The following is a 26194-nucleotide window of genomic DNA, read 5'->3' as shown; positions in this document are numbered from 1 at the left end:
ATGTGCTTTAGCCGCGAAAGATCGTAACGGCCGCGGCGACGAGCGCGGCATTGTCGCCGGCAATCGTCCCGTCCGGCAGGTGCTTCCCATCCTCGAGGCCGACACGGGTCGAATAGCCCCGCTCGCGCGCCGATCTGACGAACGGCCAGACGGTGTTCTCGAATCCGTGGAGAAGAACAGGCCTCAGGAGGCGGCGGCGTTCGAGCACCTCGATAATACCATCCCTGATGTGACAGGCGCGCTGCAGATCTTGTTCGTCATCGAGCTCGACGAGCACGCGAAAGACCCGCTCATGATTATCGAGGCTGACATAGCGTTCCGCATCGGCGACCGACGCCAGACCGACCTCGATCCCGACACCTTTTTGGCGAAGCAGCTGCATGACAACGGGAGCGTCGGCTTCAGACAGGTTCACGGAGGCATAATCCGGCAAGACACGCCATTGGCCGATGGCATGGCGTGTTCGCTTGGGGTCGCCTTCGATCCAGGCGCCGGTGGACACGCCGATCAGCGTTCCCGGGCAGACTCGGCGGATCGCTGCGACCGTATCGTCGACGGCGGCGAGACTTTCCTTCCCATCGGCTCCACGCGGATGAACATGAATCTCGGCAGCGCCTGCCGCGACCGAAGCCGTGGCTTCACGTATCATGGCATCGATAGTCAGCGGAATGAGCGGGTGGAAATCGCTCCGCCGCGCGCCGTTGATGCAAGCTTGAACGATCATGAAGAGCCTCGCACTTATTGGATCGCCCGCGCTTTCCAGCCTAACAATCTGGAAAGACTAAGAGCGGCGCGCCAGCGCTCGCTGAAGCGATTCTCTTGTCCTTACCTCGCTGACGATATCAAATCAGGCGCAATAAGCGATTGCCGATTTCGGCAAGCTCTTTTTCCAAAAACGGAAAGGCTGAATGGACTGGAATGATCTGTAAGTTTTTTCTCGCCGTCGCGGAGCTGAGATCGCTGGGCGCTGCAGCACACCGGCTGGCGTAAGCACGTCGATGGTCTCGCGCCGGATAGAGGCCCTCGAGCAGGGGTTGGGCTCGACGCTGTTTCGGCGCAACTTCGACAGATATGAACTGAACCAGTCCGGCCAGAGCCATAAGAGACCGGCCGAGCAGGCAGAAACGTCACTGAAGATTCTTGAGCGCTCTGCGAGGGAGGGAGAGGCCCGGATTCAGATCGTGAAAGGTCATCTGCTCGAGCTCCTGAATGAGCGTGCTGATCAACTGGAGAGCTGAGCCCCCTTGTTCATTGTCTCGGAACAAGCCCGTCAAGCAGGAAGTCCAGGCCTTTCCTGAAAACGCCGTCCCAGTCATTATCCAACAGCAGACGAGCACGCACGATCGTCGGGTATTCTTGGCTAAGATGCGCAAGGCGCTGCTGCCCGGCGAGCATGTCTTCGTCCGAAAGGTCGAAGTTCGCGCGGGTGATGGTCGCGCCCATCACATAGTTCCACAGCGACCATATCGCGCCATTCAGATCCGCCTCATTGACACCAGCTCTGGATAAGATGCTGCCCAGCAGCTCCAGACGACCTAGGATATTCGGGCCCAGCGCCCGGCGGGGCAGCAGCGACGCCGACCAGGGATGGCGCAGCATGCTGGCGCGCCAGTCTTCAAGCATATGAAAGACTGCTTGGCGCCAGTCCGGAGAGTCGCTAATTTGCGACGGTCCTCGATATTCGAGCACCGAGTCGAGCGCGAGATCAAAAACCTGCTCTTTGTTGGCGACGTGCCAATAGAGGCTCATCGCGCCTGAGCCGAGACGATCAGCCAGCCGACGCATCTTCAATCCGTCGAGGCCTTCAGCGTCCAGCAGTTCAACCGCCGTCGCGATGATCCGTTCAAGCGATAGAGGCGGGTCCTGTACGGAGGGGACCGGTGCAGCTTGCCGTTGAGGGCGTTTATCCTGAGTGCCGTCGCGTTTGGCCACCATGCTTCTTTCCTAGAGATCAGGACATCGATTTAAGCCGACGAAGTGACGGATGTCGATCCTCGTCGCTTGACTCGTACAACGTACGATGCAATGGAATCGTACGTTGTACGAGTCAATCTGTTGCCGAACAGTAAGAAGCGCAATCCAACAGGCGGCGAGGGTCGTTCCAGTCCTCACGGCCGAGAGAACATCATGTCACACGCAATCAAACATCTGCTTATCGGAGGGCTGATCATCATGACCGCGGGAATTCCCAATGCGACGACGGCAAACGAGGGTGAGCTCAAGCTGACCATCGTCAATCCAAAAAGCCTCTACGACCCGACGCCGAATGGCTATAGCACGGCGGTGATTGTACCGAGCGGCGCCCGGTTGGCCTTCATCTCCGGGCTGGGCGGCCAGGACGGCATGGGAGCCTTGTCGCCGGACTTCGCCGTTCAGGTGAAGCAGGCCTACGTTAATTTGCGCAGCGCCCTCGACGGCCTAGGCGCAAGGCCGGACAAGGTTGCCAAGCTGACGGTCTTCGTGGTTGACCACGATATGTCCAAGCTCGAGGTGCTGACGAGGAATGTCAAAGACATGTTCGGCGACAAGCTTCCGGCGCAGACCCTTGTTCCCGTTCCCAGACTTGCAATCGATCCGATGCTGTTCGAGGTCGAAGCCGTCGTTGTTCTCGAATAGAGGCCGCGACTGATCCCGCCGCAGAAAACGGCGGAGCCGCCGTTTTCACCGCCGCCTGCGCTCGGGCTTTGAACGCCACATCTGATAACGTCGACCGGAACGAGCGACACATCGCGGCCGGTGAAACGAAGGCCCCGTCTCGAGACGCTTGTCATCCGTGGCCGATCGTCAATGCCGTTATGGCGAAGCACACTCCGGCAGGCGCAGCGGCTTCTTTAGCTTTGTGAGCTCTTCCGCTTTGGCGCAGTCAGGAAAGCCGACAAGCTGCATAGTTTCGATCAACCGCTGGCGCTCCGCTTCGTTGAATCCGGGAATATTGACAAATCCCTCGATGGTCAAATCGGGAAACCGCGCGAGTGCGTCCGTTACCGAGACCTTCGCCTCTTCAGTTCGGCCAAGAGCTGCAAGCGCGCCAGAACGCATTACCCAGTGTTTCCTTCCGTAGTTTTCCGGCGACAAGCGATCCAGCATCCGCAGGGCATCTTCATACCGGCCGGCCATGAAATAGGCATGACTGAAAATCCTGGCACTCCACATCGGGAAACCGGGGTTGAGACTGAGCGCCTTGTCAACCAGTTGCGCGGTGCGCTCAGGCTCGCCGAAGGTCGAGGCCCAATCGATATAGAAAGTCAGAACTTCGAACTGACCGGGAGCGAGGCGCAGTGCGGTATCGAACTCTGCCTTGGCGCGTTCGAATTCGCCTTTGTCACCTAGATGCATGGCAAAGACAGCATGCGCCTCAGCATCGCTCGGGTCGAGCTGGACGGCGCGTTCGGCAGCCTCGGCAGACAGAGCCCGGTTCTTCTCGGCGTCAACGCCAAAACCGATCAAGATACCATGGGAATGGCTAAGTTCGACCCAAGCGCGGGCAAGGCCGGGGTCCAGTTCGACCGCGCGGGTGAGCAGCCTGACGGCCTCCTCTACATCCGCCTGATTGACTTGCTCGAGTTTTTCGGTGCCGAGCAGATAAAGTTCGTAGGCGTTGAGATTCTCGGGCGGCTTTCGGTGGGCGGAGATGCGGCCCGCCTCCTGAACCAAACCTGCGCCGCCGCCAAGGCGGTTCGAAATCTGCTCGGAAATTTCAATCTGGATTGCGAACAAGTCCTCGTCCGGCCGGTCCCAGCGCTGCGACCAAAGATGTTTGCCCGTTTTAGTATCGATGAGCTGCGCCGTAATTCTAACGCGGTCAGACTGACGCTGGATGGATCCCTCGACCACAAATCCTGCGCCAAGCGCCTTACCCACCTCACTCGGCACGGCCGGTTTGTCCCTGTATTGTTCAGTCGAGTTACGCGCGATCACGTGGAATTCAGGGAACCCCGCCAGATCGGTGATTATGTCCTCAGCGAGGCCGTCGGCGAGGCGTCCGGTCGCTTGGTCACCGCCATAGTTGTCGAACGGCAGCACCGCTACGGACGGCTTGCCGCTTACTGTCGCAGTCGGCCAGTATTGCCAGACTGTCCCGGCCAAAACCAGAAGAAGGACTGGCACGGCTGCTGCTGCCCGTACCCAGTGCTGAGGCGATGACCGCGCTGATTGACGTCGGGCTTGTCCCTCAAGGATGACGCGGAAAGCCTGTACCGGTTCGGCGATATTCTTTACCTTCTGCTCGCCCATCGGCTCGAACCCGAAAGCCAGCTTTTTCTCAACCTCCCTGGTGACCTTTCCCGAAACACAGATGCCGCCCGGGTCTGCCAACTGCTGAAGCCTCGCCGCGACATTGACGCCCTCGCCATACCGGTCATCGCCCTCAACGATCACCTCGCCGAGATTGATCCCAATCCTCACGCTGATCCGCTGGTCCTCGGGGACGGCGGCATTCCGTTCCGCCAGCCCGCGCTGCAGCGAAACGGCGCATTCCACGGCGTCCACTACGCTGCCAAATTCGGCGAGCATCCCGTCGCCCATCAGCTTGAAAATCTGGCCGTGATGGCGCGCAATCTCCGGCTCAAACAGTTCCTTGCGTCCCGCACGAAGGCGCTCGAATGTGCCAGCCTCGTCGCGCTCCATCAGCGCGGAATAGCCCACGACATCAGCAGCGAGGATGGCGGAAAGCTTGCGGTCCATTGGTTCGGCCTCACCAGCCGATTATAGGACTGGTTGCACTCAATTGAAACGACCGACCTCGAGCAACAGCTACTGGTGCCCCAGCTCCGAGCAGGTATCGTGGCGACGAAACAGCGCTCAGTGGCTTGTTCCCGCCGTTGAGCAGGTACCTTCAATGAGTGAACAGCGCATACCAAGACGATGTAACCGCGGTATCGATCGAACTAAGGACCGCGAATCAAAAATGCTTTCTGACTTGCATCGCCGCGACCATGATCATGCCCGCGGTATTACGCCCGCAAGCGTCGATCTTTCGTAATGATATGCTGGAACTGCTTTTCGGCGAAAACTCAGAGCAAATGCGAAAAATCTACCTGAGCACGATTGAGGCTGTTGTAGTCGCAGAAAAATCACATCGATATTCAGGGAAGCATATCTGACGTTGTTTTAGGGTCGATCAAGCGAGTCAAACAGTCTTGAACCGTCGTTCGCACATATGAACGCAGATGGCGGAAGAGGTGGGATTCGAACCCACGGTACGGTTTCCCGCACGCCGGTTTTCAAGACCGGTTCCTTAAACCACTCGGACACTCTTCCAAGTATTTGGGAAGCCTGAAGAAATCCCGTTTCGGTCTTTCCGGTGGATCGGTGGTTTCTGCCGATTTGCTGCCCATCACTCACAGGCCGGCTTTTTAGCAGCTTTGATGGCAGCGTCAACTTGTTCTGCAGAGAAGCGGCTTTATCGGCCGCTTCTCTCTGCCCCCGTCAGACCAGGACGGTGAAGTTGTCAAATGCGAGCTGCGGAAAGCCGGTCGGCTCGACGTCCGGCTGAATATCGAAGCGGATAAAATCGACCGCCCCCAAGGCTGCCAACGAGATGTGCTGGCCATCGGCAATGGTGTCACCATAGACCGTCAGCGACATCTCGCTCACCTTGTTGCCACCGATATAACCCTCGAAGGTTACGAGGGCATCGACACCTTCATAGGCGGGGTCGAAATTGGTTGCGACGTCGACGCCCTCTACCGTGAAGAGCTTGCCATCGACGCGTTCGAAAAACGGATTGTAGGGATTGGTGACGACGTACTCGTTGCCGCCTGATTCAGCGACCGTCCAAAGGTTGCCATCGAGTTTGTCGCCAAACTTGAATCCTGCATAGCCCGAAACGATATCCGGCAGTCCGGGATATTCCGTGGGAGCATTCTCGAAATCGATGGAATACTGTCCTTGCGGAGGAGTATGGACTCCGATCTTGAGACTGGCGACATCGGTGCCGCCTTTTCCATCGGAGATCTTGAACGAAAAATTCTCGCCAAAGACTCCGCCGGGCTCAAGAGCGCTTGGATCATTGACCGTGTAACTATAGCTGCCATTGCTCCAAATCGTCAGCGTTCCATGCTCACCCTCGATAGTGAGATATCCCGGCTCGCCCGCCTTGTTGGGAATTCTTATGCCGTTGACGAACTGAACCTGAAGCAGATCGCCATCGGAATCAGACGCTTTATCGAGAAGATTTCCTTCAATGGCCTCCGCTGGTGCGTAGTCGTGGACCGACACGTCAGGCACTATTGGTTTGTGATTTGCCATGGCTCGTCTCCCAAAGATGAGCGTGGAAAGGACGCCGGGCTGCGACCCAAGCGCTGCGAATAAACTTTCTACTCCACTTTGATTCAAGAAACAAAGTACACGCCTTAAGGGAGCGACAGCCAATGCCATTGGCGTGAAGGACACGTTAACGAGAGAGCAGGAAGCCGATAAACTACCCTGGGGTGAAAGCCCAGTCACAGCCACCGCGTGGAGAACAGCTGCTGCACAATCGGTGTCTCGATCCGGTACTTCTCGACGTCTCAATGCAGCCCGGTGTTTACCATATGCCCCGCATCGGCACGCCGATTTTGGCTCTCACTGCAACAGCGGGAGGGCAGGGCAGAGGGGCTTTGCGTTAGCGATTTATAAACCATAATGATTAGAATTTTCGCTATCACTGGGAAATCGTTCGTAAATTTGCCACGAACCCAGCAAGATTAAAGTCTCGTTAGGCGGGTGGGAATAAGGCGTTATTGGCCCGAGATGGGACAAGGTTCTTAACCATAGCGATCTTTGAGCGGCGTGGGATATATGAGATTGGGATACGGGGCGGCGTCTTTCGCAACGACAGCGCGGTGGCTTGCGATATCGGCGATGTGTGCGACGGTTGCAGCTTGCGGTACGACACAGGCGGTGCCGAAGAAAAAAGCGCACGGCAAGGAGTATTTCTCCGAATCCGAATATGGCGTGAAGGCCAGCCCCCGCGTCGCCACCGGCAAGAATATCCCGAAGGGCGGCGGCCGTTATATAGTCGGCAACCCCTATGCGGTAAAAGGCAAGTGGTACTATCCCAAGGAAGACTTCGCGTATAACAAGGTCGGCATCGCCTCCTGGTACGGCTCGGCTTTTCACGGGCGCCTGACGGCGAACGGCGAAGTCTACGACCAGATGCACCTTTCAGCCGCGCATCCGACGTTCCCGCTGCCGAGCTACGCCCGCGTTACCAATCTCGAGAACGGTTCCTCCATCGTCGTGCGTGTCAACGACCGCGGCCCCTATCACGAAGGCCGCATCATCGACCTTTCCAACAAGACCGCCGACATGCTGGATCTGCAGCACAGCGGCACTGGCAAGGTGCGCGTGCAATATGTGGGCCGCGCCCGCATGGACGGCCATGACATGCCCTATCTGATGGCCTCCTACGTGCCGAAGGGCAGCCGGATCCCTGGCGTCAATCCGGAAGGGCAGATCGCAACCGGCGTCATGGTCGCCTCCAACAGCCGCAAGATCACCCGCGATCAGCTGCAGAGTGCGGAAAATTATGAAACGCGGCCGGCCAAGGTGCCGGTGCCGTTGTCGGCAACCTCCTATGCCGGCTCGACGCCGAGCGCGCGCTCCAATGCGGCGCCCGGCCTTGCGCCGGCCGCCCATGTCCTAGTGGCGCCATCGGCTCCTTCCTCCGCCGCTGCGCCGGGCTTCGATCAGATGGTCGTGTTGCCGGAGATCGGTCCCGTGCCCTATGAGCGGCCCTATGGCGGGTCTCAGCCTTCCCTCGCGCTCGGCTACCAGAACGACGCGGTGAAAACGGTGACGGTCGATCTCGCATTCGACGCGGTGATGGCGCGCAATGATGGGCTGACGCAGGCCTCGATCCTTGCCTCGGCCAAACGCCAGCAGGCAAAATTCGCAGCGCGCTAGCATGGCGATTGCATCGGATTTCGCCGCGCTCTAACCTTCTCAATATGCCGTTGACCGATGGGAATTGCGATGCTGAGGCCTGTGCTTCGCCTGCTTGCATGTCTGATGCCACTCGCCGCCAGCGCGCATGCTGCCGACGGGGGCGCAGCCGGTTTTGCCACCAAGGCGGCGCAGGCTTATATGATCGAGGCCTCAACCGGCACGGTGCTTCTCGCCAAAAACGCGGATCAGGGCTTTTCGCCGGCATCGCTCGCCAAGCTAATGACGATGGATCTGGTCTTCGAGGCACTGACCAAGGGCCAGATCACGCTCGATACCGAATACCCCGTTTCCGAATATGCCTGGCGGACCGGTGGCGCGCCGTCGAGGACGGCAACGATGTTTGCCGCGCTGAAGTCGCGCGTGCGCGTTGAGGATCTGATCAAAGGCGTCGCGATCCAGGGCGCCAATGACAGTTGCATCATCCTTGCCGAGGGGATGGCCGGAAGCGAACAGCAGTTCGCTCAGTCGATGACCCGCCGCGCCCGCGAGCTCGGTATGGAGAACGCGGTGTTCGGCAATTCCACCGGCCTTCCCGACGGCAAGAGCAAGGTGACGGCGCGCGAGATGGTGACGCTTGCTGCCGCTCTCCAGCAATCCTATCCCAATCTCTATCCCTTTTTCGCGCAGCCGGATTTCGAATGGAACAAGATCTTCCAGCGCAACCGCAACCCGCTGCTCGGGCTCGATCTGGGCGCCGACGGCCTAGCGACCGGCTTTGCCGAGGGCGAGGGTTATTCAATCGTCGCTTCGGTCCAGCGCGACGGCCGGCGCCTGTTTTTGACGCTTGCCGGCATCGCCTCCGACAAGGAGCGGACAGAGGAGGCCAAGCGCGTGCTCGAATGGGGACTAACCGCCTTCGAGAACCGACAGATTTTCGGCGAGCATGAGGTGATCGGCTCAGCCAGCGTCTATGGCGGCATGGCGCGCACCGTCGATCTCGTCGCCAAGGTGCCGGTCAGCGTCTATATTCCAATCAGCAATCCCGACCGGCTGTCGGCGCGCATCGTCTATCGCTGGCCGCTGACGGCGCCGGTGAAGCCGGACTATCAGGCCGGCACACTCAGGATTTTCGCCGGCAGCCGGCTGCTCAGGGAAGTGCCGCTCTATACCGCGCAGGCCGTCGGAAAGGGCTCGCTCAGCAGCCGGGCGGTCGACGCCATGCTGGAACTCGGCGAATCGCTGTTCTTCTCCTGGCTCTGGGACAAGTCCGCCCCTGGCTGAACGCCTTATGCGCACCGCAATTTCTGCAGATCGGGGAGTTGCGCACGGCGCTTTCTTACACGCGTGTCGTTGCCGCACAGTCATCTCCAGACTTGAACGCCCGATCTTCTGATACAATTTGCGGGAAAGGTGATTGTGTCGCCGCGGCGAAAGGTTTTCCTTCCCGGTGTCTTCGGATAGATAGAAGAGGCAGGGCGCGCGTGCGTGCGGCGTCCGGAATGCGGGAAGTTGTCATTGTCATCCGGTACGGGACTGTTCGTTACGTTTGAAGGCGGGGAAGGCGCGGGGAAGTCCACGCAAATCCGCCGGCTCGCCGAGGCGTTGGAAGGCGAGGGGCGTGAGGTGCTGGTGACCCGGGAGCCCGGTGGGTCGCCGGGCGCGGAGGCCGTGCGCCACGTGCTCCTGTCGGGCGCTGCCGAGGCCTTCGGCACTCGAATGGAGGCAATCCTCTTTGCGGCAGCGCGCAACGATCATGTCGAAGAGGTGATCCGGCCTGCCCTTACGTCAGGTAAGATCGTGCTCTGCGATCGCTTCATTGATTCCTCCCGCGTCTACCAGGGCATCACCGGCAATCTCGAGCCCGATTTCATCGAAACGCTGCAGCGGGTGGCCATCAACGGCGTCATGCCGGATTGCACCTTGATACTGGATATTCCAGCAAAGGTCGGGCTGGAGCGGGCGCAGAAGCGCAGCGCTTCGGAGGGTCCGGACCGCTTCGAGAAGGAGCGGCTCGAAACGCATGAAAAACGGCGCGAGGCCTTTCTCGACATCGCGGCTCGCGAGCCGGAGCGCTGCCACGTGGTCAATGCCATGCAGACGGAAGAGGCGATCGCCGCCGAGATCCTGGCAATCGTCAAGCGGCTCATATCACCCGCAGACCGCGCGCGGATGCCCGAAGCCGCCCACCATGAGTGATGCCCATTATGAGTGAAGAAAGGCCGGGACTGCTGGACGGCGCCATCTGGCCCGCGGAAAATACCAGGCTGTTTGGCCATGAGGAGGCAGAGTCCTTCCTCGCGCAATCCTATCGATCCGGCAAGGGCCATCACGCCATCCTGATCGAAGGCCCGCAGGGCATCGGCAAGGCGACGCTCGCCTTCCGCTTCGCCAATCACGTGCTCTCGCATCCCGATCCCGACGCGGCGCCGGAGATGATCGGCGATCCTGATCCCGGTTCCGCCGTCAGTCGGCAGATTGCCTCCGGAGCCTCGCACAACCTCCTGCATCTCGCCCGGCCGGTGGACGAAAAGACGGGCAAGGTGAAATCGGCGATTACCGTCGACGAGGTGCGCCGTGCCGGCAAGTTCTTCTCGCAGACCTCAGGCACCGGCAACTGGCGAATCGTCATCATCGACCCGGCCGACGACATGAACCGCAACGCGGCCAACGCCATTCTGAAGATTCTCGAGGAGCCGCCGAAGCGGGCGCTGTTTCTGGTGCTGTCGCACGCACCAGGCCGGCTGCTGCCGACGATCCGCTCGCGATGCCTGCCGCTGAAGCTGGCGCCGCTTGCCGACCAGGCACTTGTTGCGGCCCTTGCCCATCTCGGCATATCAGGCGAGGGCGGCGTGCTTTCGGCAGCCAAGGGTAGCGTCGGCGAAGCCTTGAAGCTCTTGAACTATGGCGGCGGCGAAATCATCGCCTGTTATGACGAGGTGCTTTCGGCCGAGGGGCCTTCGGCGCGCAAGGCAATGCATCGGCTGGCCGAGGCACTTTCGAGCAAGGAAAGCGACACGATTTTCGATTTCTTCGTCAGCCACGTCGGCGACGACATCATGAGCCGCGCTCGCGCGGCTGCAGGCGAGGGGCAGATCGCCACGGCCGAACGACTGGCGCGGCTCTATTCGGAAGTTACCGAGCGGCTTACCATTTCCGACGCCTATAATCTCGACCGGAAGCAGACGATCATCGGTATTCTCGCGGATATCAAAAAGCCGGGTCCGTAGCCAAGATTTGGGCGGATCAGCCGGCCAGCAGCTTCCATGCGACGACGCCAAGCGTCACGGCGAGAACGATGCGGATGGTGCGTTCGTGCAGTTTCGGCGCCAGAAGGCTTCCCAGAATGATGCCGGGGATCGAGCCGACGAGCAGGGCAAAGAGCATCGGCCAGTCGATCTCGCCGATCAGCCAGTAGCCGGTGCCGCCGATCAGGGTGAGGGGTACGGCGTGGACGATATCGGAACCGACGATCTCGCGCACATCGAGCCTGGGATAGAGGACCAGCAGGATCGTCACACCAAGCGCACCGGCACCGACTGAGGTCAAGGTGACGAGCACGCCGAGACAGAATCCGAAAATGACGGTGATGGCAAGAATGGTCGCGGGTCCTGGCGGCGTTCGTTCGCCCATGGCGCGGCGCGCCAATTCGAGTATCGGACCGCGAAAGATCAGCATGATCGCGGTCATCACCAGAAGCCAACCGAGGGCTGATGTGATGGTGTTGGTCACGCCGATGCTCTTGCGATCGACGCCTGCCAGCAGCCAGAGCATCAGCAAGGCAGCCGGCACACTGCCGGCGGCGAGACTGCCGACGATCTTCCAGCTGACACGCCCATGCACGCCGTGAACGGCGGTGCCCGCCGTCTTGGTGATCGCCGCATAGAGAAGGTCGGTACCGACGGCGGTCGCGGGATGAACGCCGAAGAGCAACACCAGCAACGGTGTCATCAGCGAACCGCCGCCAACGCCGGTAATGCCGACAAGGGCGCCGACGAACAGGCCCGAAAGCGAATAAAGAGGCTCGAATGTCAAGCAAGCGCCTCCAACGGCGTCCGTCCACGACGATCGCGATAGATGAAAACTGGCACTTCGTTCGGTCCTGCCCCTCTTTCTGACGACCGGTAAATTGCGTGCGAAATGGAGTCAAGTTCACGAGCCCGTGTCTCGGAAATCATGGACGGCAGCAAAACTTGATGTTTCGCTTGACGGTTACATGCGCTAAGAGCGGCTGACCATTGATAGAATAAGCCGGACATTGGCCGCCATGACAGACAAGACACCCTTCTACATCACCACCGCGATTTCCTACCCCAACGGCAAGCCGCACATCGGCCACGCCTATGAGTTGATCGCGACGGATGCGATGGCGCGCTATCAGCGCTTGGATGGCAAGGACGTCTTCTTTCTGACGGGCACCGACGAACATGGCCAGAAGATGCAGCAGACGGCGCGTGCCGAAGGGATCACCGCACAGGCGCTGGCCGATCGCAACTCCGGCGAATTCGAGGCGATGGCGAAGCTGCTCAACGCCTCGAACGATGATTTCATCCGCACGACACAGCAACGTCATCACGAGACGTCGCGGAATATCTGGAACCTGATGGCCTACAACGGCGACATCTACAAGGACAGCTATGCAGGCTGGTATTCGGTGCGCGATGAGGCGTATTACCAGGAAAGCGAGACGGAGCTGCGCGCCGACGGCGTGCGCTACGGCCCGCAGGGCACGCCCGTCGAGTGGGTGGAAGAGGCGAGCTACTTCTTCAAGCTCTCCGAATATCAGGACAGGCTGCTTGCGCATTACGAGGCCAATCCCGATTTCATCGGTCCGGCCGAGCGGCGCAACGAGGTGATCTCCTTCGTCAAGTCAGGCCTGAAGGATTTGTCGGTCTCGCGCACAACCTTCGACTGGGGCATCAAGGTGCCGAACGACCCTTCGCACGTGATGTATGTTTGGGTGGACGCGCTGACCAACTACATCACGGCGACCGGCTATATCGAGGACCGCAACGGCCCGCGAGCGAAATACTGGCCGGCCGACGTGCACATCATCGGCAAGGACATCATCCGCTTCCACGCCGTCTATTGGCCGGCCTTCCTGATGTCCGCGAATCTGCCGCTGCCGAAGCGCGTCTTTGCCCATGGCTTCCTGCTCAACAAGGGCGAGAAGATGTCGAAGTCGCTCGGCAACGTCGTCGATCCCGTCAATCTCGTAAACCATTTCGGTCTCGACCAGGTGCGCTACTTCTTCCTGCGCGAAGTCTCCTTCGGCCAGGACGGCAGCTACAGCGAAGAGGCGATCGGCACGCGCATCAATTCCGACCTCGCCAATGGCATCGGCAACCTCGCCAGCCGGTCGCTGTCGATGATCGTCAAGAATTGCGACGGCAAGATCCCGGAATGCGGGCCGCTGACCGACGAGGACAAGGCGATGCTGGCCCAGGCCGACGCGCTGCATGCATCGACGCGCGAGGACATGGGAAAGCAGCTCATCCATCGTGCGCTTGCCTCGATCATTGCGGTGGTTTCGGAGGCCGATCGCTATTTCGCCGGTCAGGCGCCCTGGGCGCTGAAGAAGACGGATCCGGCGCGGATGGGAACAGTGCTTTACGTCACGGCCGAGGTGGTGCGCCAGATCGCCATCCTGCTGCAGCCCTTCATGCCTGATTCATCCGGCAAGCTGCTCGATCTCGTGGCCGCGCCGGCAGACAAGCGCGATTTCGCCGCCCTTGGCGAGGCGGGCCGCCTCGTTGCCGGTACGGCACTCGAAGCGCCGACGCCGGTCTTTCCGCGCTATGTGGCTCCGGAGGCCTGAGGCCGTGCTGATCGATACCCATTGTCATCTCGATTTCGCCGACTTCGAGGCGGAGCGCGATGAGATCGTCACGCGCGCCCAACAAGCCGGCGTCAAGCAGATAGTGACGATCTCGACGCGCGTGCGCAAGCTCGACGGGCTGCTCGCCATCACCGAAAGATATCCGTCGGTATTCTGCTCCGTCGGCACGCATCCGAACAATGCCGGCGACGAGCTGGACATACAGACAGAAGAGCTGGTGCGCCTTGCTAACGCTCATGAAAAGATCGTCGCGATCGGTGAAGCCGGTCTAGACTATTTCTACGATACGCAGAAGCCGGAGGACCAGCAGACCGGCTTTCTCCGCCATATCGCAGCGGCGCGCATCACGCAGCTGCCGCTGGTCATTCACAGCCGCAGCGCCGATGAGGACATGGCTGCTATCCTGACCGAGGAGGCGGGGAAGGGGGCCTTCCCTTTCATACTGCACTGCTTCTCGGCTGGTCCGGAGCTAGCAAAAACCGGTGTCGAGCTTGGCGGCTATGTCTCCTTCTCCGGCATCCTGACCTTCCCGAAGTCGGAAGAGCTGCGTGAGATCGCCAAGACCGTCCCGCATGAACGGCTGCTGGTGGAAACGGACGCGCCCTATCTCGCGCCGAAACGCTGGCGCGGCAAGCGCAACGAGCCGTCCTATGTCGTCAACACGGCCGAAGTGCTCGCCGAGACAATCGGCCTTTCCTATGCGGACGTCGCCCGGATCACGACGCAAAATGCGTTGCGCCTGTTCTCGAAAATGCCGAGGATCTAGCGGCGTGCTCTACCGGCGGCGTTTCACCATTCTCGGCTGTTCGTCGTCACCGGGGGTTCCGCGCATCACCGGCGACTGGGGCGCCTGCAATCCTGACAACCCAAAGAACCGGCGTACGCGCGCCTCTTTCATGGTGCAGCAATTCGGCCCTGACGGGGTGACAACGGTCGTTATCGACACCGGGCCGGATTTTCGCGAGCAGATGATCAGGGCAAGGGTCGACCATGTCGATGCGGTGCTCTACAGCCATCCGCATGCAGACCATATTCATGGCATCGACGATCTGCGCGGCTATTTTCACAATACGCGCCGCCGGGTGCCGATCTTTGCCGACCAATTTACGATGGACAGGCTTCGTGAAGCCTTCGGCTATTGCCTGGAAACGCCGCCCGGCAGCAATTATCCGCCGATCGTGCTGCCCGTTGTCATCGAAAATCTCGACGAACCCGTCGAAATCCGCGGCCCCGGCGGAAAGATCGATTTTTCACCGCATATCCAGCAGCATGGCGATATCCATTCGCTCGGCTTCCGGATCGGCGATGTGGCTTATTGCAGCGATATCAGCGATTTCCCGCCGCAGACCGTCGAGAAACTGCAAAACCTCGATGTGCTGATCATCGACGCTCTGCAATATAGCTATCATCCAAGCCATCTGTCGCTGGAACAGTCGCTCGACTGGATCGACCGGCTGAAGCCGAAACGGGCGATTCTCACCCATATGCATACGCCGCTGGACTACGATTCGGTGATGGATCAGACGCCGAACCATGTGGTGCCGGCGTTTGATCAGATGAGCTTCGAGACCGAGTTTCTCGTATAACTCAAGCGCTGCGGCGTCCCTTCTTATCAAATGACTGTCAAAGCGGGATCGGGGTTGAACCCGACCCCTGACGCAGCTCACTGCATATAGGGAAGAAGCTCGATCGCGCCGCGATAGATCATGTCAAGCGAGACGTAGAGGATGATCAGCAGACCGACATACGCGATCCAGCGATGGCGGCTGAGCAGCCGGGCGATAAAGTGCGCCGCGATGCCCATCAGCGCGATCGACAGGCCGAGGCCGATGACCAACACGCTCGGATGTTCGCGCGCAGCGCCCGCAACGGCGAGCACGTTGTCGAGCGACATCGAAACGTCGGCAACGACGATCTGGGTCGCTGCCTGAAAGAAGGTCTTTTTCGGAACCCCTTCGCCGCTTTCGGCGACCTCTTCCTCGTGGTGGCCGTTGCGAAGCTCGCGCCACATCTTCCAGCAGACCCAAAGCAGCAGCAGGCCGCCGGCCAGCAGCAGGCCGACGATCGCCAGCAGATAGACGGCGATACTGGCAAAAAGAATACGCAAAATCGTCGCGGCAAGAATGCCGATGACGATCGCCTTGCGCCGTTGCGTGGCCTCGAGGCCGGCTGCGGCCAGACCGATGACCACTGCGTTGTCGCCGGCGAGAACAAGGTCGATAGCAATGACCTGCAGCAAAGCCGTCAGACCGGCTGCCGTGAAGATATCCATATGAAATGTCCCCTATGCGTCAAGAGCCGTGCTAGCGTCTCGGCGGTTTGACGTCAACCGCTGAGGAATAGAACAGACGGTGCAATTCACTGCCCGGTGCATCCGAAAAGATAAGCGGCAACGTTATGGAACTGCAGGTGGAATAGCGCCAAGCCGTTGCCGTTGGGTGGAACATTCATCTCGGCTGCCGGTTCTTCAAGTCAGAAAACCAGGCGTCGGGTCGACGGCTGGAACGAGACATCGAGAGGAGCGTTCCGTGAGCAACATTCACAACGATACCAATCCGGCTTCTTCAGGCCCGATGGGCGGCGGCAGCCTTACCGCATTCTTCGACAGCCGGTCCGAAGCCGAATCCGCGGTCTCCCGTCTTGAGGATGCGGGCGTGCCGGTCGCGAGAATAAGATTGATGCCCGGATATGAGGCGGATGAAAAAAATGCGGGCGTCATCAGCGACGACCGTAGCGGCTTCTTCGACGCGCTGGCCGACTTCTTCTTCCCGGACGAGGATCGGGCGATGTATGCAGAAGGGCTGAGGCGAGGCGGCTTTCTCGTCCAGGTCAATGACATCGACGACGCGCTCTATGAAACCGTTCACGATATTCTGGACGACGAGGGCAGCATCGACATCGATGAGCGGGCGGATCTCTGGTTATCGGAAAGCGGCCGCCAAGGTGGGTCCAATACGGGTTTTGCAGGCTCGGCCCATGGCGGCAAAGCCGCGGAGGACCTGGCCGTGTCCGAAAGCGCGTTCGAAGGATCTCCCGCCGGCGATGCACGATGGGTCGCGGTGCGTGATACCGCGCACGGGAGCGCCAAGGTGCGTGCCTATACCTTCAGCGAAGGATCCACATCATCCAATGACCAGGATCGGCAATCACAGACTCAGTCGCAAGGCGGATCTCACCAGAGCCAAGGTTTCCGGCGCGACCATTGATATCTAAATTGCCGGCGCAATACCGGGCATCCTTTGCGCTCGCTTAATCGAGGAGATGTCCATGCAATCCTCCATCAACCGCGACGGCTTTCTTCCGCTCGACCCCGACGAACTGGTCGAGGAAGGCGAACTTCCTTTTCCCGATGCAGCCGCCGACACTGCACGTGAAAAGGCCGAACAAAGCCTGCACCACCTGCAGCGGGAGCTAAGACTGCTGCGCGCCCGCATGGGCCTGCTGCGTGAAGATGCGGAAGCGGCGCTGAAAGCCAAGGCAACATCAGTCGATGCAAATGCCCATGTGCAGCTCGGCAGCTATCCGTGGCTCAAACTTGCCGTCGCCACAGGTATGGCCTTCGTAGTAGTGCGGGCGATCAGAAGGATGCCATTCGGCGTGTTGCTGGGCGGTCTTGCCGGTCATGTCTCGCAGACGAGACGGTGGTGAACGATCTGACGAGTTCGAGTGAGACGGCGAAAAGCGAGATGTCGGAACGCGCAAGGACCGAAGTCTTTGGCGCGATTGGCAAAGGCTTTTGTTCCATAATCTGTCTTATGCCACTTTTCGCTGTAGCCGCAAAGTTAAAGTGTCCTGTTTCTGCAAAGTAAGAATGTCACTCTCCCCGGGTTTTGATGACCTGGGAGATTGCGGATGGGACTGATAGCGATGAGCGAGCGTGATGTGCAGCGGATCGAGATTTTGTCGAAGGTGATTGCCGGCCGCATGACGCTGGTGTCGGCGGCACATGTGCTTGATCTGAGCACACGTCAGGTGCGTCGTCTGCTGGAGCGGATCAAGACTGACGGCGCAGCGTCGATCCGGCACAAGGCGATCGGCCGGCCGTCGAACAACCGGATCAGTGATGGTGTGCGCGATTACGCGGTGACGCTGGTTCGCGAAGGCTATGCAGACTTCGGCCCGACGCTGGCGGCCGAGAAGCTTGCCGAGCGAGATGGATTGCGTGTGTCGCGCGAGACGTTGCGCAGCTGGATGGTTGATGCCGGGCTGTGGCTGTCGCGCAAGCAGCGCCGAACGTTTCATCAGCCGCGGTTGCGGCGCGAAGCCTGTGGCGAGCTGGTGCAGATCGACGGCTCCGAGCACCGCTGGTTTGAGGGCCGCGGTGATCCGTGTTCGCTGCTGGTGTTCGTCGACGATGCGACCGGCAGATTGATGCAGTTGCGCTTTGTCCGCTCGGAAAGCGCCTTCAGCTATTTCGAGGCATTGGCGCTCTATCTGAAGGCGCATGGTGCTCCGGTTGCCTTCTATTCCGACAAGCATTCGGTGTTCCGGGTGGCGAAGAAGGACGCCAGAGGCGGCCAGGGCATGACCCAGTTCGGGCGTGCACTCTCGGAACTAAATATCGAGATTCTTTGCGCAAATTCGAGTCAGGCCAAAGGCCGTGTCGAGCGGATGAACCGGACGCTGCAGGATCGGTTGGTCAAGGAACTGCGACTGGCCGGTATCGACACCATGGAGGCGGGCAACGCGTTTCTGCCTGGCTTCATGGCGGATTACAATGCGCGGTTTGCGATTGCCCCTGCCCGGTGCGATGACCTGCATCGGCCAATGAATCTGGCGCCGGATCGATTGCAAGAGATCCTGTGCAAGCGCGAGCAGCGCTATGTGGGATCGCAGCTGACGTTTTCGTTTGAACGCAAGCGGATCATGCTGGAGGAGACTGAGGTGACGCGCGGTCTGGCCGGTCGCTATGTTGAGACCTACGCCTATGCCGATGGCCGCCTGGATGTGCGCTGGAAGGGGCACTCCCTGCCCTACAAGACCTTCGACAAGGACCAGCGGGTGACGCATGCGGCGATTATCGAGAACAAGCGATTGGGGGATGTTCTGGCCTATATCAAGGAGCGCCAGGAGCAGCAGTCGAAGCCGGCTGTGAAGACCAACAGCGAGAAGAACGGCTATGTGCGACGTGCTCACGGACCGGGACGGCGGAAGGATTTCATGAACGATCCGGCGGTCCTTGCGCGGCGCCAGAAGGCACTGTCGCGGCTTGATGCTGCGGAGTGAATGGTCGATTGAAGAGACTCAAAGCTAAAGCCGAAGAGGTGTGCTTCACCCGCCCCCTCCTTCCCTTGCAACCCGGCCCAGCCGGTCCGGTCGGGGGCTTGCCTCAGTGCAAGTGGAGATGTCGAGTGTCGCATTTCTAAATGGCTGAAGACGCCCCAAAGTGACATTTCTACTTTGCGCAACAGCGGACATTTCAACCTAGCCGCCACATTCGCTGTAGCGGCTATTTAGCAATGCGACAGTTGGGCCACTTAGAGATGCGACAGTCTCGCCTCTCGACGTTCTGGTAAATGGCGTGCGGACTGAAATTCGATCGTACTCGGTTTCCCAATTGTCGCTGGTCGATTTAGCGTTGCCTTAAAGAAACTGTGCAAGGATGAGTTCTATCGCACACCGGCGATCTGATGAAGTTTCGAGGAGGTCCAAAGATATTGCGCAGCCGCGCGGGCTCCCTAACCAGCCATGTGAGCGCCTTCGCTCCGGCGATATTTGCGGCCATTATTGCAGTCATCGTCGTCTGGATGGCGACGAACTGGCGGCTGGAGCGCGCTCTGGCGAATGAACGGTCGATTGTCGCCGGTGAACTCGCCACCATATCATCTCGGCTGCAGACGAACCTCAACAGCAATGTGAAACTGCTGCAAGGGCTGGCGGCGGGCATCGCGGTCGATCCCGCGATGGGTCAAAACGAATTTTCCAAGCTTGCGGCACAGATCCTGCAGCCCGATTCACAATTGCGAAGCTTCGCTGCTGCGCCGGACATGGTGGTCAGGTGGGTTTATCCGGAAAAAGAAAATGAAAGAGCGATCGGGCTCGACTACCGGAAGAATGAGAAGCAACGAGCTGCCGCGATGCTGGCGCGTAACACCCACAATATCGTTTTGACTGGCCCAGTGGAGCTTGTCCAGGGCGGAACGGCTTTCGTGGTCAGGTGCCCAGTCTATATCAACGACGGAAACAGCCAGATCTTTTGGGGCCTGCTCTCGGGAATCATAGACATTCCGAGGCTCTACGGCGACAGCGGTCTCGCTTCGACCGATCTTGAGATTGCCATCGGCACTGTACCGGAGCCGACTTCGTCCAATCAGGTTTTTCTCGGCGGCCTGGAGACCTTTCAGAGGCAGCCGGTCGTGGCAAATGTGGATATGACCTACGGCCGATGGACCCTCGCCGCGCGTCCGAAGCACGGATGGGGCCAAGGAAACGGAATCGGTGCCTTCGAGCTCTATGCGAGCCTGTTGGCTTTCTGTGTCGTTGCACCCATCATCTGGGTCGGGTTCCTGACCAGATCGCGCCAAAGAACCATCGAAAAGCTTCGCCTGCACAAGAAGAAGCTGGTTCGCGCGCGGCAACGGCTGGAATACCTGTCGCTGCACGACGCGCTGACGGGACTTCCCAATCGGCGGTTCGTCGACCAGATGATCTCGCAACCGCCGCGACCCGCTCCGGAAGATTGCTTGATCCTCATTCATATCGACCTTGACCGATTCAAGGAGATCAACGACACCAAGGGGCATGCCGGAGGCGACGTCGTCCTGCAAACAACGGCTTCGCGGCTCGCCGATCTGACCGGTCCAAACGATGTCGCGGCCAGGATCGGTGGCGACGAGTTCATCTTCGCCAGCTGGAGCGCCAATCCCGGGCCTAAAGCAAGCGAGTTGGCCGAACAGATTGTCGATACGCTCCAGCGGCCCGTCTTCATCGATGAAGCAGCATATGTGGTCGGCGCAAGCGTCGGTGTCGCCTGGGAGGCTGAACCTGCTCGGCGGGACCTCGGCCAATTGCTTCTGAATGCCGATCTGGCTCTGTACGAGGCGAAAAAGGCGGGTCGCGGCCGCGCGGCCGTTTTCACCGAAGAGCTTCGCAGCGCCGCAATACGTTCGAAATATTTGGCGAATGAGTTCAACCAAGCGCTCGAACGCGATGAACTCGTTGCATTCTTTCAGCCGCAGTTCGATGCCAATACCTTGGCGATCGCAGGCGTCGAAGCCCTCGCCCGCTGGGATCATCCGCAAAGAGGTCTGCTCGGCCCGAGCGCGTTTCTTGATGCTGCGGAAAGGCTCGGGCGTAGCGGAGACATGGATAGGCTGATCCTTCACAAGGCGCTGTTCGAGCTGACGAGATGGGACAGCTTGGGAATACAAATCCCAAGAGTCTCGGTCAATATTTCAGCGCGCCGACTGGCGCAGGCAAGTCTGCTTGCCGAGCTTACTGAGCTTCGCGCAGCGAGGGGCCGCTTGTGTTTCGAGCTGCTTGAAACGATCTCGTTCGACGAGCTTCAGCCGGCTATGAACGAGGTGATTCCTGCAATCAAGGCGCTCGGCATCGAAATCGAAATCGATGATTTCGGCACGGAACATGCCAGTATCGTCAGCTTGCTTCGATTTGAGCCCCGAAGGCTCAAGATCGATCGAGAGATTGTGAAACCGATTATCGCCTCTCCTTCTCAACGCCGTCTGGTTTCCTCGATTATCGAAATCGGCCGGTCACAGAACATCGACATCGTCGCCGAAGGCGTGGAGACGATGGAGCACGCGAAGATCCTCAAAGATCTCGGTTGCCATCTGTTGCAAGGTTACGCTCTGGCACAGCCAATGACCTCGGAGCAGCTGATCGAATTTTGCCGTCGGACGAATAAAGGAACGGCAGAGGCTGGGAGATAAGGTGGGCCGCCGGCTGTTTGTGCTTGCGGGTCTTCGTCGTCAGGTTCATCCTATCTCTATTGTGAAGCCCGCCGGCTGCGGCTGCCATGGCCGTTGCACATCGGGTTGCGTGAGATGCCTGCGATGGAATGCGCCGGCTGCGGTTTCGATATTCAGAGTGGTTTTGCTTTCTGTCCGCGATGCGGCGCAAGGCAACCCCTCTCCTGCGCCGCCTGCGGCTACCCGTGTCAGGCGGATTTCGCCTTCTGCCCGAAGTGCGGCGCATCGATCTCAAGCAAAGCCCAGCCCGCCGCGAAGCCAGCCACCGCGGCAATACCGACTCAATCCGATGGTGATGCCGATCGACGGCCGGTGACGGTGCTCTTTGCCGATCTTTGCGGCTTTACGACACTGAGCGAGCAAATTGACCCCGAAACCATGCGGGTGCTGCAGAACGAATTGTTCGAAGAAATGACCCGGGCGGTGGAAGCCTATGGCGGCTTCGTCGACAAATTCGTCGGCGATGCACTCCTGGCGCTGTTCGGTGCGCCGTTCGCCCACGAGGACGATCCGGCGCGGGCACTTGGCGCCGCACTTGATATGATAGACCGGGCCACCGCCGTCGGCACACGCTGGCAGTCGCGCGCCGGCGCGCCGCTTCGCCTGCATATCGGCATCAATAGCGGCCCTGTCGTCACCGGCGGCTTCGGCGCCGCCAGTACAAAATCCTATTCCGTGACCGGCGACACGGTGAACACCGCCCAACGCCTGCAATCAATGGCCGGCGAGAACGATATCCTCGTCGGTCCGCTGACCTATCGCCTCACCCGCCACGCCTTTGCCTTCGACAATCTTGGCGCGCAGACCTTGCGCGGCAAGAGTGGAAACGTGCTCGTACATCGGCTAACCGGGCTGCTCGAAGCGCCGCATAAGGCGCGCGGGCTCGAAAGTTTCGGACTTCACGCGCCGATGGTCGGACGGGACGCGGAATTGTCGCGCCTGCTGACCTGCCTTGATCTTGCCTGTGGCGGCGCCGCCCAGCTTGTCCGCCTGATCGGCGAAGCGGGAATCGGCAAGTCGCGTCTGGCCAGCGAATTCGTCGGAGTCGCCGCCAATGTGGACCGTTTCCCCGGCCTTGCCATCCGCAGGGCCACCTGCTCTCCCCTCGGCGAACAGTCCTACGGCACACTTGCTGCGGTCGTGCGGAGCGCCTACGGCATCGGCGAGCGCGACGATCCAGACAGGATACGACAACTTCTGACGACTGGATTCCGTTCGCTCGATCTCAGGCCTGACGATGTCGAGGCGCTTTTGCCGTTCTTCCTGCATGTCCTCGGCCTTGGCGATCCCGATGGCGCGCTACGGCATATCGAACCGGAACAGTTGCGGCGCCAGATCTTCCATGCGGTCCGGACGGTTTTCGAGCGGCGGCTGGCGCAAGGCCCGCTCCTGCTTGTCATCGAGGATCTCCACTGGGCAGACTCCGCTTCGCTGGAGGTGCTCCGCTTCATGATGGACCGGCTGGAGCGCAGCCGGCTAATGCTGCTTGCCATCTATCGGCCGACGTCACAGACCGACCCGCTGAACTCCAATCGCGTCAGCGTCACCGTGCAGCGTCTCGGCCCCCTCCTCGCTGCCGATGGGCAGAAGCTGCTCGCCGCCTTTTTTGGCGAGGGTCAAGGCAAGTTGCCGGTGCCGATGCGCAAGCGCATACTCGAGCGTGCCGGCGGCAATCCGCTTTTCATTGAGGAAATCCTGCGCGGACTGATCGACATGGGCACGCTGCATCATGACGGCCAGCGCTGGCATGTTGCGGCCGAAGACACCGATGTCGATATACCCGTCAACCTGCAAGCCCTGTTGCTTGCGCGCGTCGACCGCTTGCCCCAGGAGATCAGGCGTTTGGCGCAGGAGGCGGCCGTCGTCGGGCCGAAGTTCGATACCGCCCTGCTCCGCACGGTCGCGACCGATCCTGCCGCCGTCGATGCGGCGCTGGACTATCTCTGCGATGCCAACATCATCGAGGAACTGCGCGGACCGGATGCCGTGATATCGCCGGGTTATCGCTTCAGCCAGACGCTGATGCACGACGTCATCTACCATAATCTTCTGCTGCAAAGGCGCATGGAGCTTCATCGACGGATCGGCCAGGCGCTGGAACACCAATATGGCGTGGCGCCGGATCGAGCAGAGCATATGGCGCAGCTTGGCCATCATTTCAGCCTGACCACCGAAAGGGCCAAGGGCGCCAGCTATCTGATGGCGGCGGGCGATATGGCGCGCAAGACTTACGCCAATGACGATGCCATGCGTCTCTATCGTCAGGCGCTTGCGGCCTTCGCCAACGAGCCACAGGTGACGCCGGAGCAATCGGCCGTACTGGAGCGCCTCGGTGATCTCTGCGGTCCCGCCGGCCGGCGCGACACCGCCTTGAACTACTATCAGCAAGCGCTTGCGGCCCATCGCGAGAAAGACGATCGGATCGCCGCTGCAAGGATCTTGCGCAAGATGGGCCGCCTCCATCTCGATGCGGGGCGCCGCGATCAGGCGGAGGTCCATTGCGCAGAAGCCGAAGCGATGATCGCCGCGATCGATGCGCCAGTCGAACATGCCCATCTCCTGCAGGAACGCGGCCACCTCGCCTTCCGCATGGGCGACCACGCCGCCGCCGCCGAGTGGGCGACACAGGCGCTGCAATGCCTGCAATCGCTGCCGGTCGACGGAACGACGGAGGCCGGGCGGGAGGCAGCGCGGGCGATGGCCGAGGCGCTGAACACCAAGGGGGCAGCGCTTGCGCGGCTCGGACGCCGCCGCGATGCCGTGCAGGAAGTAGAGCGCAGCCTCTCAGTCGCCGAAAAGGCCGATCTGCAAAGCGCCGCCTGCCGCGCCTATTCCAACCTCGGGGTTCTCTACACGATCGTCGATCCGGCCAATGCCATAAAGATCTGCCGGCGCGGATTGGAGGTTGCCACGCGTATCGGCGATCTCGGATTTCAAGCGCGTCTTCTCGCCAATCTCGCGGTCTCGTGCTGCACCTTCACCGATCGCTGCGGCGCCGAGGGGGTGCCGGCGGCGGAAAGGGCTGTGGAAATCGACCGGGCGCTCGATCAGCGCGACCATCTCTCCGTGCCGCTGATCGTGCTCGGGCAGATACATCAATGCCATGGGCAGCCGAAGCTAGCTCGTAAGTATTACGAGGAAGCCCTTGAGGTTGCGGAGGAAATTGACGAGCCGCAACTGCTCTTTCCGTGCTATGATGGCTTGGCGACACTGAGCCTTGAACACGACCACATGGATGAAGCGGAACGGTATTTCGCGCTGGCGCAGGACGTATGCATCCGCCACAAGCTAGACCCAGGCACATTCGTCGTCTTGCCGTTTCTCGACTAAAGGCTCAGCGTCTCATTGGTCGCTCTGCATCAATTAGGCTAAACATTCAGAGGCATAAAGGGAGAAGCTAACAATGCAGGAGAACCACGCCGATAGACCATTACAGCCTGGAGATCGCGCGCCCAACGTGGTGCTGGATGCGATTACCCGCCATGGCAAGATCGCCATCGATGATTTTCGCGGTCAGAAGCCGGTGCTCGTTGGCTTGTTTCGCGGCCTCCACTGCCCCTTCTGCCGCCGGCAGATCGCCGCCATGGCCGAACTCACCGATGCGTTGCAGGAGAAAGGCATCGACAGCCTGACGGTCGTCAATACGCCGATCGAACGAGCGCGCCTCTATTTCCGCTACCATCCGCTTCCCAATTTGCTGGCGGCATCCGACCCCGAGCGGGTATCGCACAGAGCCTTCGGTCTGCCCAATATCGAGTTCACCGAGTCCGAGAACGAATGGCCTTACAAGGTCAGCATGAGCACGATGTCGTCAATGCGGATCGACATGCCGGGCGAGCTGCCAGAGCCTATGGATGTGATGGCGGCGGTGGAATATCTCGACAAGGCCGATGGTTATGAATTCACCGAGGATGACACGCGGATGATCGCCACGGGCCATGGCCAGCTTGTCGGCGAATTCCTGCTCGACCGCGATGGCGTCGTGCGCTGGTGTTTCACCGAAGTGGAGGAAGGTGGCCGAAATCTCTTCGGCGGTCCCGCCCCTCGCGATGTGATGTCAGCCGCGGCGAACGTGGCTATTTGAACCGGACGCCAAGTCATCAGGAGATGCGACGCGAAGCCAGCCACTTGTGAAACGCCCGCAACCTCCTGCCGGCGCAGCGCCTTGGGTGCAGCAACGATGTAATAGGCCCCACTTTACCGGCCGGCGGATATCCGGCAACAGATGAGCCAGCCTGCCGCCGTCGAGTTCCTGGGCCACGAGCGCCTTCCGAACGAGGGCGACGCCCCTCGCCGCGAACGCCGCCTGGATCACGGCGGCGGTAGAATTGATCTTCAATTCGCGATCTCGTGGAGGCTGGTTTGCGCCGGATCTCGCCAGCCATTCCGCCCAAGTCGGAAAGTCCCGCCGGGATGTGGCGTGCCGTCATGAATCAGCGTCTGTTCGACAATCCATGCGGCGGTTACGTCTCGATCGCCCGGCAGCAGCTGATCGTGACAAACCGCGTTGATCTCCTCGCTCATCATGAATGTCGGCTTCACGCCTTCCAGGAGCCCGGAC

At 60.2% G+C, this 26194-nt stretch carries 23 protein-coding genes and 1 tRNA gene; 15 read left to right on the top strand and 9 right to left on the bottom strand.

What is annotated here, in order from left to right:
• Positions 1 to 7: 7 nt before the first annotated feature.
• The gene (locus J2J98_RS10800) at positions 8 to 724 is read right to left on the bottom strand and encodes a 3-keto-5-aminohexanoate cleavage protein (protein WP_207601037.1); all 717 of its coding nucleotides are present in this window, start codon (positions 722 to 724) and stop codon (positions 8 to 10) included.
• Between the two features lie 274 nt (positions 725 to 998).
• Here J2J98_RS10800 and J2J98_RS30850 point away from each other — a divergent pair, with 274 nt between their 5' ends.
• Positions 999 to 1238, top strand: a complete 240-nt coding sequence (locus J2J98_RS30850) for a LysR family protein (protein WP_425504994.1) — start codon at positions 999 to 1001, stop codon at positions 1236 to 1238.
• Positions 1239 to 1248: 10 nt separating this feature from the next.
• Here J2J98_RS30850 and J2J98_RS10795 read toward each other — a convergent pair whose 3' ends face one another.
• Positions 1249 to 1935 carry a TetR/AcrR family transcriptional regulator gene (locus J2J98_RS10795; protein WP_207601036.1) on the bottom strand — a complete coding sequence of 229 codons (687 nt, stop codon included), beginning with the start codon at positions 1933 to 1935 and terminating at the stop codon, positions 1249 to 1251.
• 192 nt (positions 1936 to 2127) lie between these two features.
• On the opposite strand from J2J98_RS10795, the gene J2J98_RS10790 reads away from it, so the two are divergent.
• Complete coding sequence (locus tag J2J98_RS10790; RefSeq protein WP_207601035.1) at positions 2128 to 2616, top strand: RidA family protein; 489 nt, start codon at positions 2128 to 2130, stop codon at positions 2614 to 2616.
• A 177-nt stretch (positions 2617 to 2793) separates the two neighbouring features.
• Here the strand turns inward: J2J98_RS10790 and J2J98_RS10785 are convergent, their stop codons facing one another.
• The 3 genes from J2J98_RS10785 to J2J98_RS10775 form a co-directional block, all read right to left on the bottom strand.
• Positions 2794 to 4683: an adenylate/guanylate cyclase domain-containing protein gene (locus tag J2J98_RS10785; RefSeq protein WP_207601034.1), complete on the bottom strand. Its 1890-nt coding sequence runs from the start codon at positions 4681 to 4683 to the stop codon at positions 2794 to 2796.
• Between the two features lie 486 nt (positions 4684 to 5169).
• Positions 5170 to 5259, bottom strand: a tRNA-Ser gene (locus J2J98_RS10780).
• A 168-nt stretch (positions 5260 to 5427) separates the two neighbouring features.
• On the bottom strand, positions 5428 to 6378 hold the full coding sequence (locus J2J98_RS10775; protein ID WP_246569360.1) for an Ig-like domain-containing protein: 951 nt from the start codon (positions 6376 to 6378) through the stop codon (positions 5428 to 5430).
• A 402-nt stretch (positions 6379 to 6780) separates the two neighbouring features.
• Between J2J98_RS10775 and J2J98_RS10770 the strand changes: the two genes are divergently transcribed.
• The 4 genes from J2J98_RS10770 to J2J98_RS10755 all read left to right on the top strand — a co-directional run bounded on the left by J2J98_RS10770 (position 6781) and on the right by J2J98_RS10755 (position 11096).
• On the top strand, positions 6781 to 7887 hold the full coding sequence (locus tag J2J98_RS10770; protein WP_207601033.1) for a septal ring lytic transglycosylase RlpA family protein: 1107 nt from the start codon (positions 6781 to 6783) through the stop codon (positions 7885 to 7887).
• Between the two features lie 69 nt (positions 7888 to 7956).
• A complete protein-coding gene (locus J2J98_RS10765) occupies positions 7957 to 9150 on the top strand; it encodes a D-alanyl-D-alanine carboxypeptidase family protein (protein ID WP_207601032.1) in 1194 nt (397 codons plus the stop codon).
• Between the two features lie 234 nt (positions 9151 to 9384).
• The gene (gene tmk, locus J2J98_RS10760) at positions 9385 to 10065 is read left to right on the top strand and encodes a dTMP kinase (protein WP_138395182.1); all 681 of its coding nucleotides are present in this window, start codon (positions 9385 to 9387) and stop codon (positions 10063 to 10065) included.
• Between the two features lie 8 nt (positions 10066 to 10073).
• Entirely contained in the window at positions 10074 to 11096 is a 1023-nt protein-coding gene (locus tag J2J98_RS10755; protein WP_207601031.1) for a DNA polymerase III subunit delta', read from the top strand.
• A gap of 16 nt (positions 11097 to 11112) precedes the next feature.
• Here the strand turns inward: J2J98_RS10755 and J2J98_RS10750 are convergent, their stop codons facing one another.
• On the bottom strand, positions 11113 to 11901 hold the full coding sequence (locus J2J98_RS10750) for a sulfite exporter TauE/SafE family protein (RefSeq protein WP_207601030.1): 789 nt from the start codon (positions 11899 to 11901) through the stop codon (positions 11113 to 11115).
• Between the two features lie 232 nt (positions 11902 to 12133).
• Here J2J98_RS10750 and metG point away from each other — a divergent pair, with 232 nt between their 5' ends.
• From metG to J2J98_RS10735, 3 genes are read left to right on the top strand one after another with little or no spacing between them, the layout of a single operon-like run.
• Entirely contained in the window at positions 12134 to 13684 is a 1551-nt protein-coding gene (gene metG, locus J2J98_RS10745) for a methionine--tRNA ligase (RefSeq protein ID WP_207601029.1), read from the top strand.
• A 4-nt stretch (positions 13685 to 13688) separates the two neighbouring features.
• Positions 13689 to 14471: a TatD family hydrolase gene (locus J2J98_RS10740; protein WP_207601028.1), complete on the top strand. Its 783-nt coding sequence runs from the start codon at positions 13689 to 13691 to the stop codon at positions 14469 to 14471.
• A 4-nt stretch (positions 14472 to 14475) separates the two neighbouring features.
• On the top strand, positions 14476 to 15291 hold the full coding sequence (locus J2J98_RS10735) for an MBL fold metallo-hydrolase (protein WP_207601027.1): 816 nt from the start codon (positions 14476 to 14478) through the stop codon (positions 15289 to 15291).
• Between the two features lie 77 nt (positions 15292 to 15368).
• Here J2J98_RS10735 and J2J98_RS10730 read toward each other — a convergent pair whose 3' ends face one another.
• A complete protein-coding gene (locus J2J98_RS10730) occupies positions 15369 to 15977 on the bottom strand; it encodes a TerC family protein (protein WP_064710580.1) in 609 nt (202 codons plus the stop codon).
• A 256-nt stretch (positions 15978 to 16233) separates the two neighbouring features.
• Here J2J98_RS10730 and J2J98_RS10725 point away from each other — a divergent pair, with 256 nt between their 5' ends.
• The 6 genes from J2J98_RS10725 (at position 16234) to J2J98_RS10700 (ending at position 25717) form a co-directional block, all read left to right on the top strand.
• A complete protein-coding gene (locus J2J98_RS10725; protein WP_138395175.1) occupies positions 16234 to 16911 on the top strand; it encodes a hypothetical protein in 678 nt (225 codons plus the stop codon).
• A 61-nt stretch (positions 16912 to 16972) separates the two neighbouring features.
• A complete protein-coding gene (locus tag J2J98_RS10720) occupies positions 16973 to 17353 on the top strand; it encodes a hypothetical protein (protein ID WP_207601026.1) in 381 nt (126 codons plus the stop codon).
• A 204-nt stretch (positions 17354 to 17557) separates the two neighbouring features.
• The gene (locus tag J2J98_RS10715) at positions 17558 to 18931 is read left to right on the top strand and encodes an ISNCY family transposase (RefSeq protein WP_207601025.1); all 1374 of its coding nucleotides are present in this window, start codon (positions 17558 to 17560) and stop codon (positions 18929 to 18931) included.
• 404 nt (positions 18932 to 19335) lie between these two features.
• Positions 19336 to 21594 carry a bifunctional diguanylate cyclase/phosphodiesterase gene (locus tag J2J98_RS10710; protein WP_207601024.1) on the top strand — a complete coding sequence of 753 codons (2259 nt, stop codon included), beginning with the start codon at positions 19336 to 19338 and terminating at the stop codon, positions 21592 to 21594.
• 123 nt (positions 21595 to 21717) lie between these two features.
• Positions 21718 to 24963: an adenylate/guanylate cyclase domain-containing protein gene (locus J2J98_RS10705; RefSeq protein WP_207603113.1), complete on the top strand. Its 3246-nt coding sequence runs from the start codon at positions 21718 to 21720 to the stop codon at positions 24961 to 24963.
• A 73-nt stretch (positions 24964 to 25036) separates the two neighbouring features.
• Entirely contained in the window at positions 25037 to 25717 is a 681-nt protein-coding gene (locus tag J2J98_RS10700; protein ID WP_064708906.1) for a peroxiredoxin-like family protein, read from the top strand.
• On the opposite strand, the gene J2J98_RS30310 is transcribed toward J2J98_RS10700, so the two are convergent.
• Both J2J98_RS30310 and J2J98_RS30305 read right to left on the bottom strand, forming a co-directional pair.
• Complete coding sequence (locus J2J98_RS30310; RefSeq protein WP_246569422.1) at positions 25691 to 26014, bottom strand: hypothetical protein; 324 nt, start codon at positions 26012 to 26014, stop codon at positions 25691 to 25693. The two genes, J2J98_RS10700 and J2J98_RS30310, sit on opposite strands and share 27 nt — an antisense overlap.
• Positions 25969 to 26160 (bottom strand): type 2 periplasmic-binding domain-containing protein, encoded by a 192-nt coding sequence (locus tag J2J98_RS30305; protein WP_246569359.1) that lies wholly within the window; start codon positions 26158 to 26160, stop codon positions 25969 to 25971. The genes J2J98_RS30310 and J2J98_RS30305 overlap by 46 nt, the downstream gene beginning before the upstream one ends.
• Between the last annotated feature and the right edge of the window lie 34 nt (positions 26161 to 26194).

It is taken from the genome of Rhizobium bangladeshense, assembly GCF_017357245.1.
GTDB lineage: Bacteria > Pseudomonadota > Alphaproteobacteria > Rhizobiales > Rhizobiaceae > Rhizobium > Rhizobium bangladeshense.
Note: the sequence above shows the minus strand (reverse complement) of the source record. Positions and strands in the feature narration are given on the sequence as shown.

Bases quoted from the DNA above. Each gene is read 5' to 3' on its own strand.
- J2J98_RS10800 (WP_207601037.1), bottom strand. From the start codon at position 724: ATGATCGTTCAAGCTTGCATCAACGGCGCGCGGCGGAGCGATTTCCAC.
- J2J98_RS30850 (WP_425504994.1), top strand. From the start codon at position 999: ATGGTCTCGCGCCGGATAGAGGCCCTCGAGCAGGGGTTGGGCTCGACG.
- J2J98_RS10795 (WP_207601036.1), bottom strand. From the start codon at position 1,935: ATGGTGGCCAAACGCGACGGCACTCAGGATAAACGCCCTCAACGGCAA.
- J2J98_RS10790 (WP_207601035.1), top strand. From the start codon at position 2,128: ATGTCACACGCAATCAAACATCTGCTTATCGGAGGGCTGATCATCATG.
- J2J98_RS10785 (WP_207601034.1), bottom strand. From the start codon at position 4,683: ATGGACCGCAAGCTTTCCGCCATCCTCGCTGCTGATGTCGTGGGCTAT.
- J2J98_RS10775 (WP_246569360.1), bottom strand. From the start codon at position 6,378: ATGGCATTGGCTGTCGCTCCCTTAAGGCGTGTACTTTGTTTCTTGAAT.
- J2J98_RS10770 (WP_207601033.1), top strand. From the start codon at position 6,781: ATGAGATTGGGATACGGGGCGGCGTCTTTCGCAACGACAGCGCGGTGG.
- J2J98_RS10765 (WP_207601032.1), top strand. From the start codon at position 7,957: ATGCTGAGGCCTGTGCTTCGCCTGCTTGCATGTCTGATGCCACTCGCC.
- J2J98_RS10755 (WP_207601031.1), top strand. From the start codon at position 10,074: ATGAGTGAAGAAAGGCCGGGACTGCTGGACGGCGCCATCTGGCCCGCG.
- metG (WP_207601029.1), top strand. From the start codon at position 12,134: ATGACAGACAAGACACCCTTCTACATCACCACCGCGATTTCCTACCCC.
- J2J98_RS10730 (WP_064710580.1), bottom strand. From the start codon at position 15,977: ATGGATATCTTCACGGCAGCCGGTCTGACGGCTTTGCTGCAGGTCATT.
- J2J98_RS10720 (WP_207601026.1), top strand. From the start codon at position 16,973: ATGCAATCCTCCATCAACCGCGACGGCTTTCTTCCGCTCGACCCCGAC.
- J2J98_RS10715 (WP_207601025.1), top strand. From the start codon at position 17,558: ATGGGACTGATAGCGATGAGCGAGCGTGATGTGCAGCGGATCGAGATT.
- J2J98_RS10710 (WP_207601024.1), top strand. From the start codon at position 19,336: ATGAAGTTTCGAGGAGGTCCAAAGATATTGCGCAGCCGCGCGGGCTCC.
- J2J98_RS10705 (WP_207603113.1), top strand. From the start codon at position 21,718: ATGGAATGCGCCGGCTGCGGTTTCGATATTCAGAGTGGTTTTGCTTTC.
- J2J98_RS10700 (WP_064708906.1), top strand. From the start codon at position 25,037: ATGCAGGAGAACCACGCCGATAGACCATTACAGCCTGGAGATCGCGCG.
- J2J98_RS30305 (WP_246569359.1), bottom strand. From the start codon at position 26,160: ATGATGAGCGAGGAGATCAACGCGGTTTGTCACGATCAGCTGCTGCCG.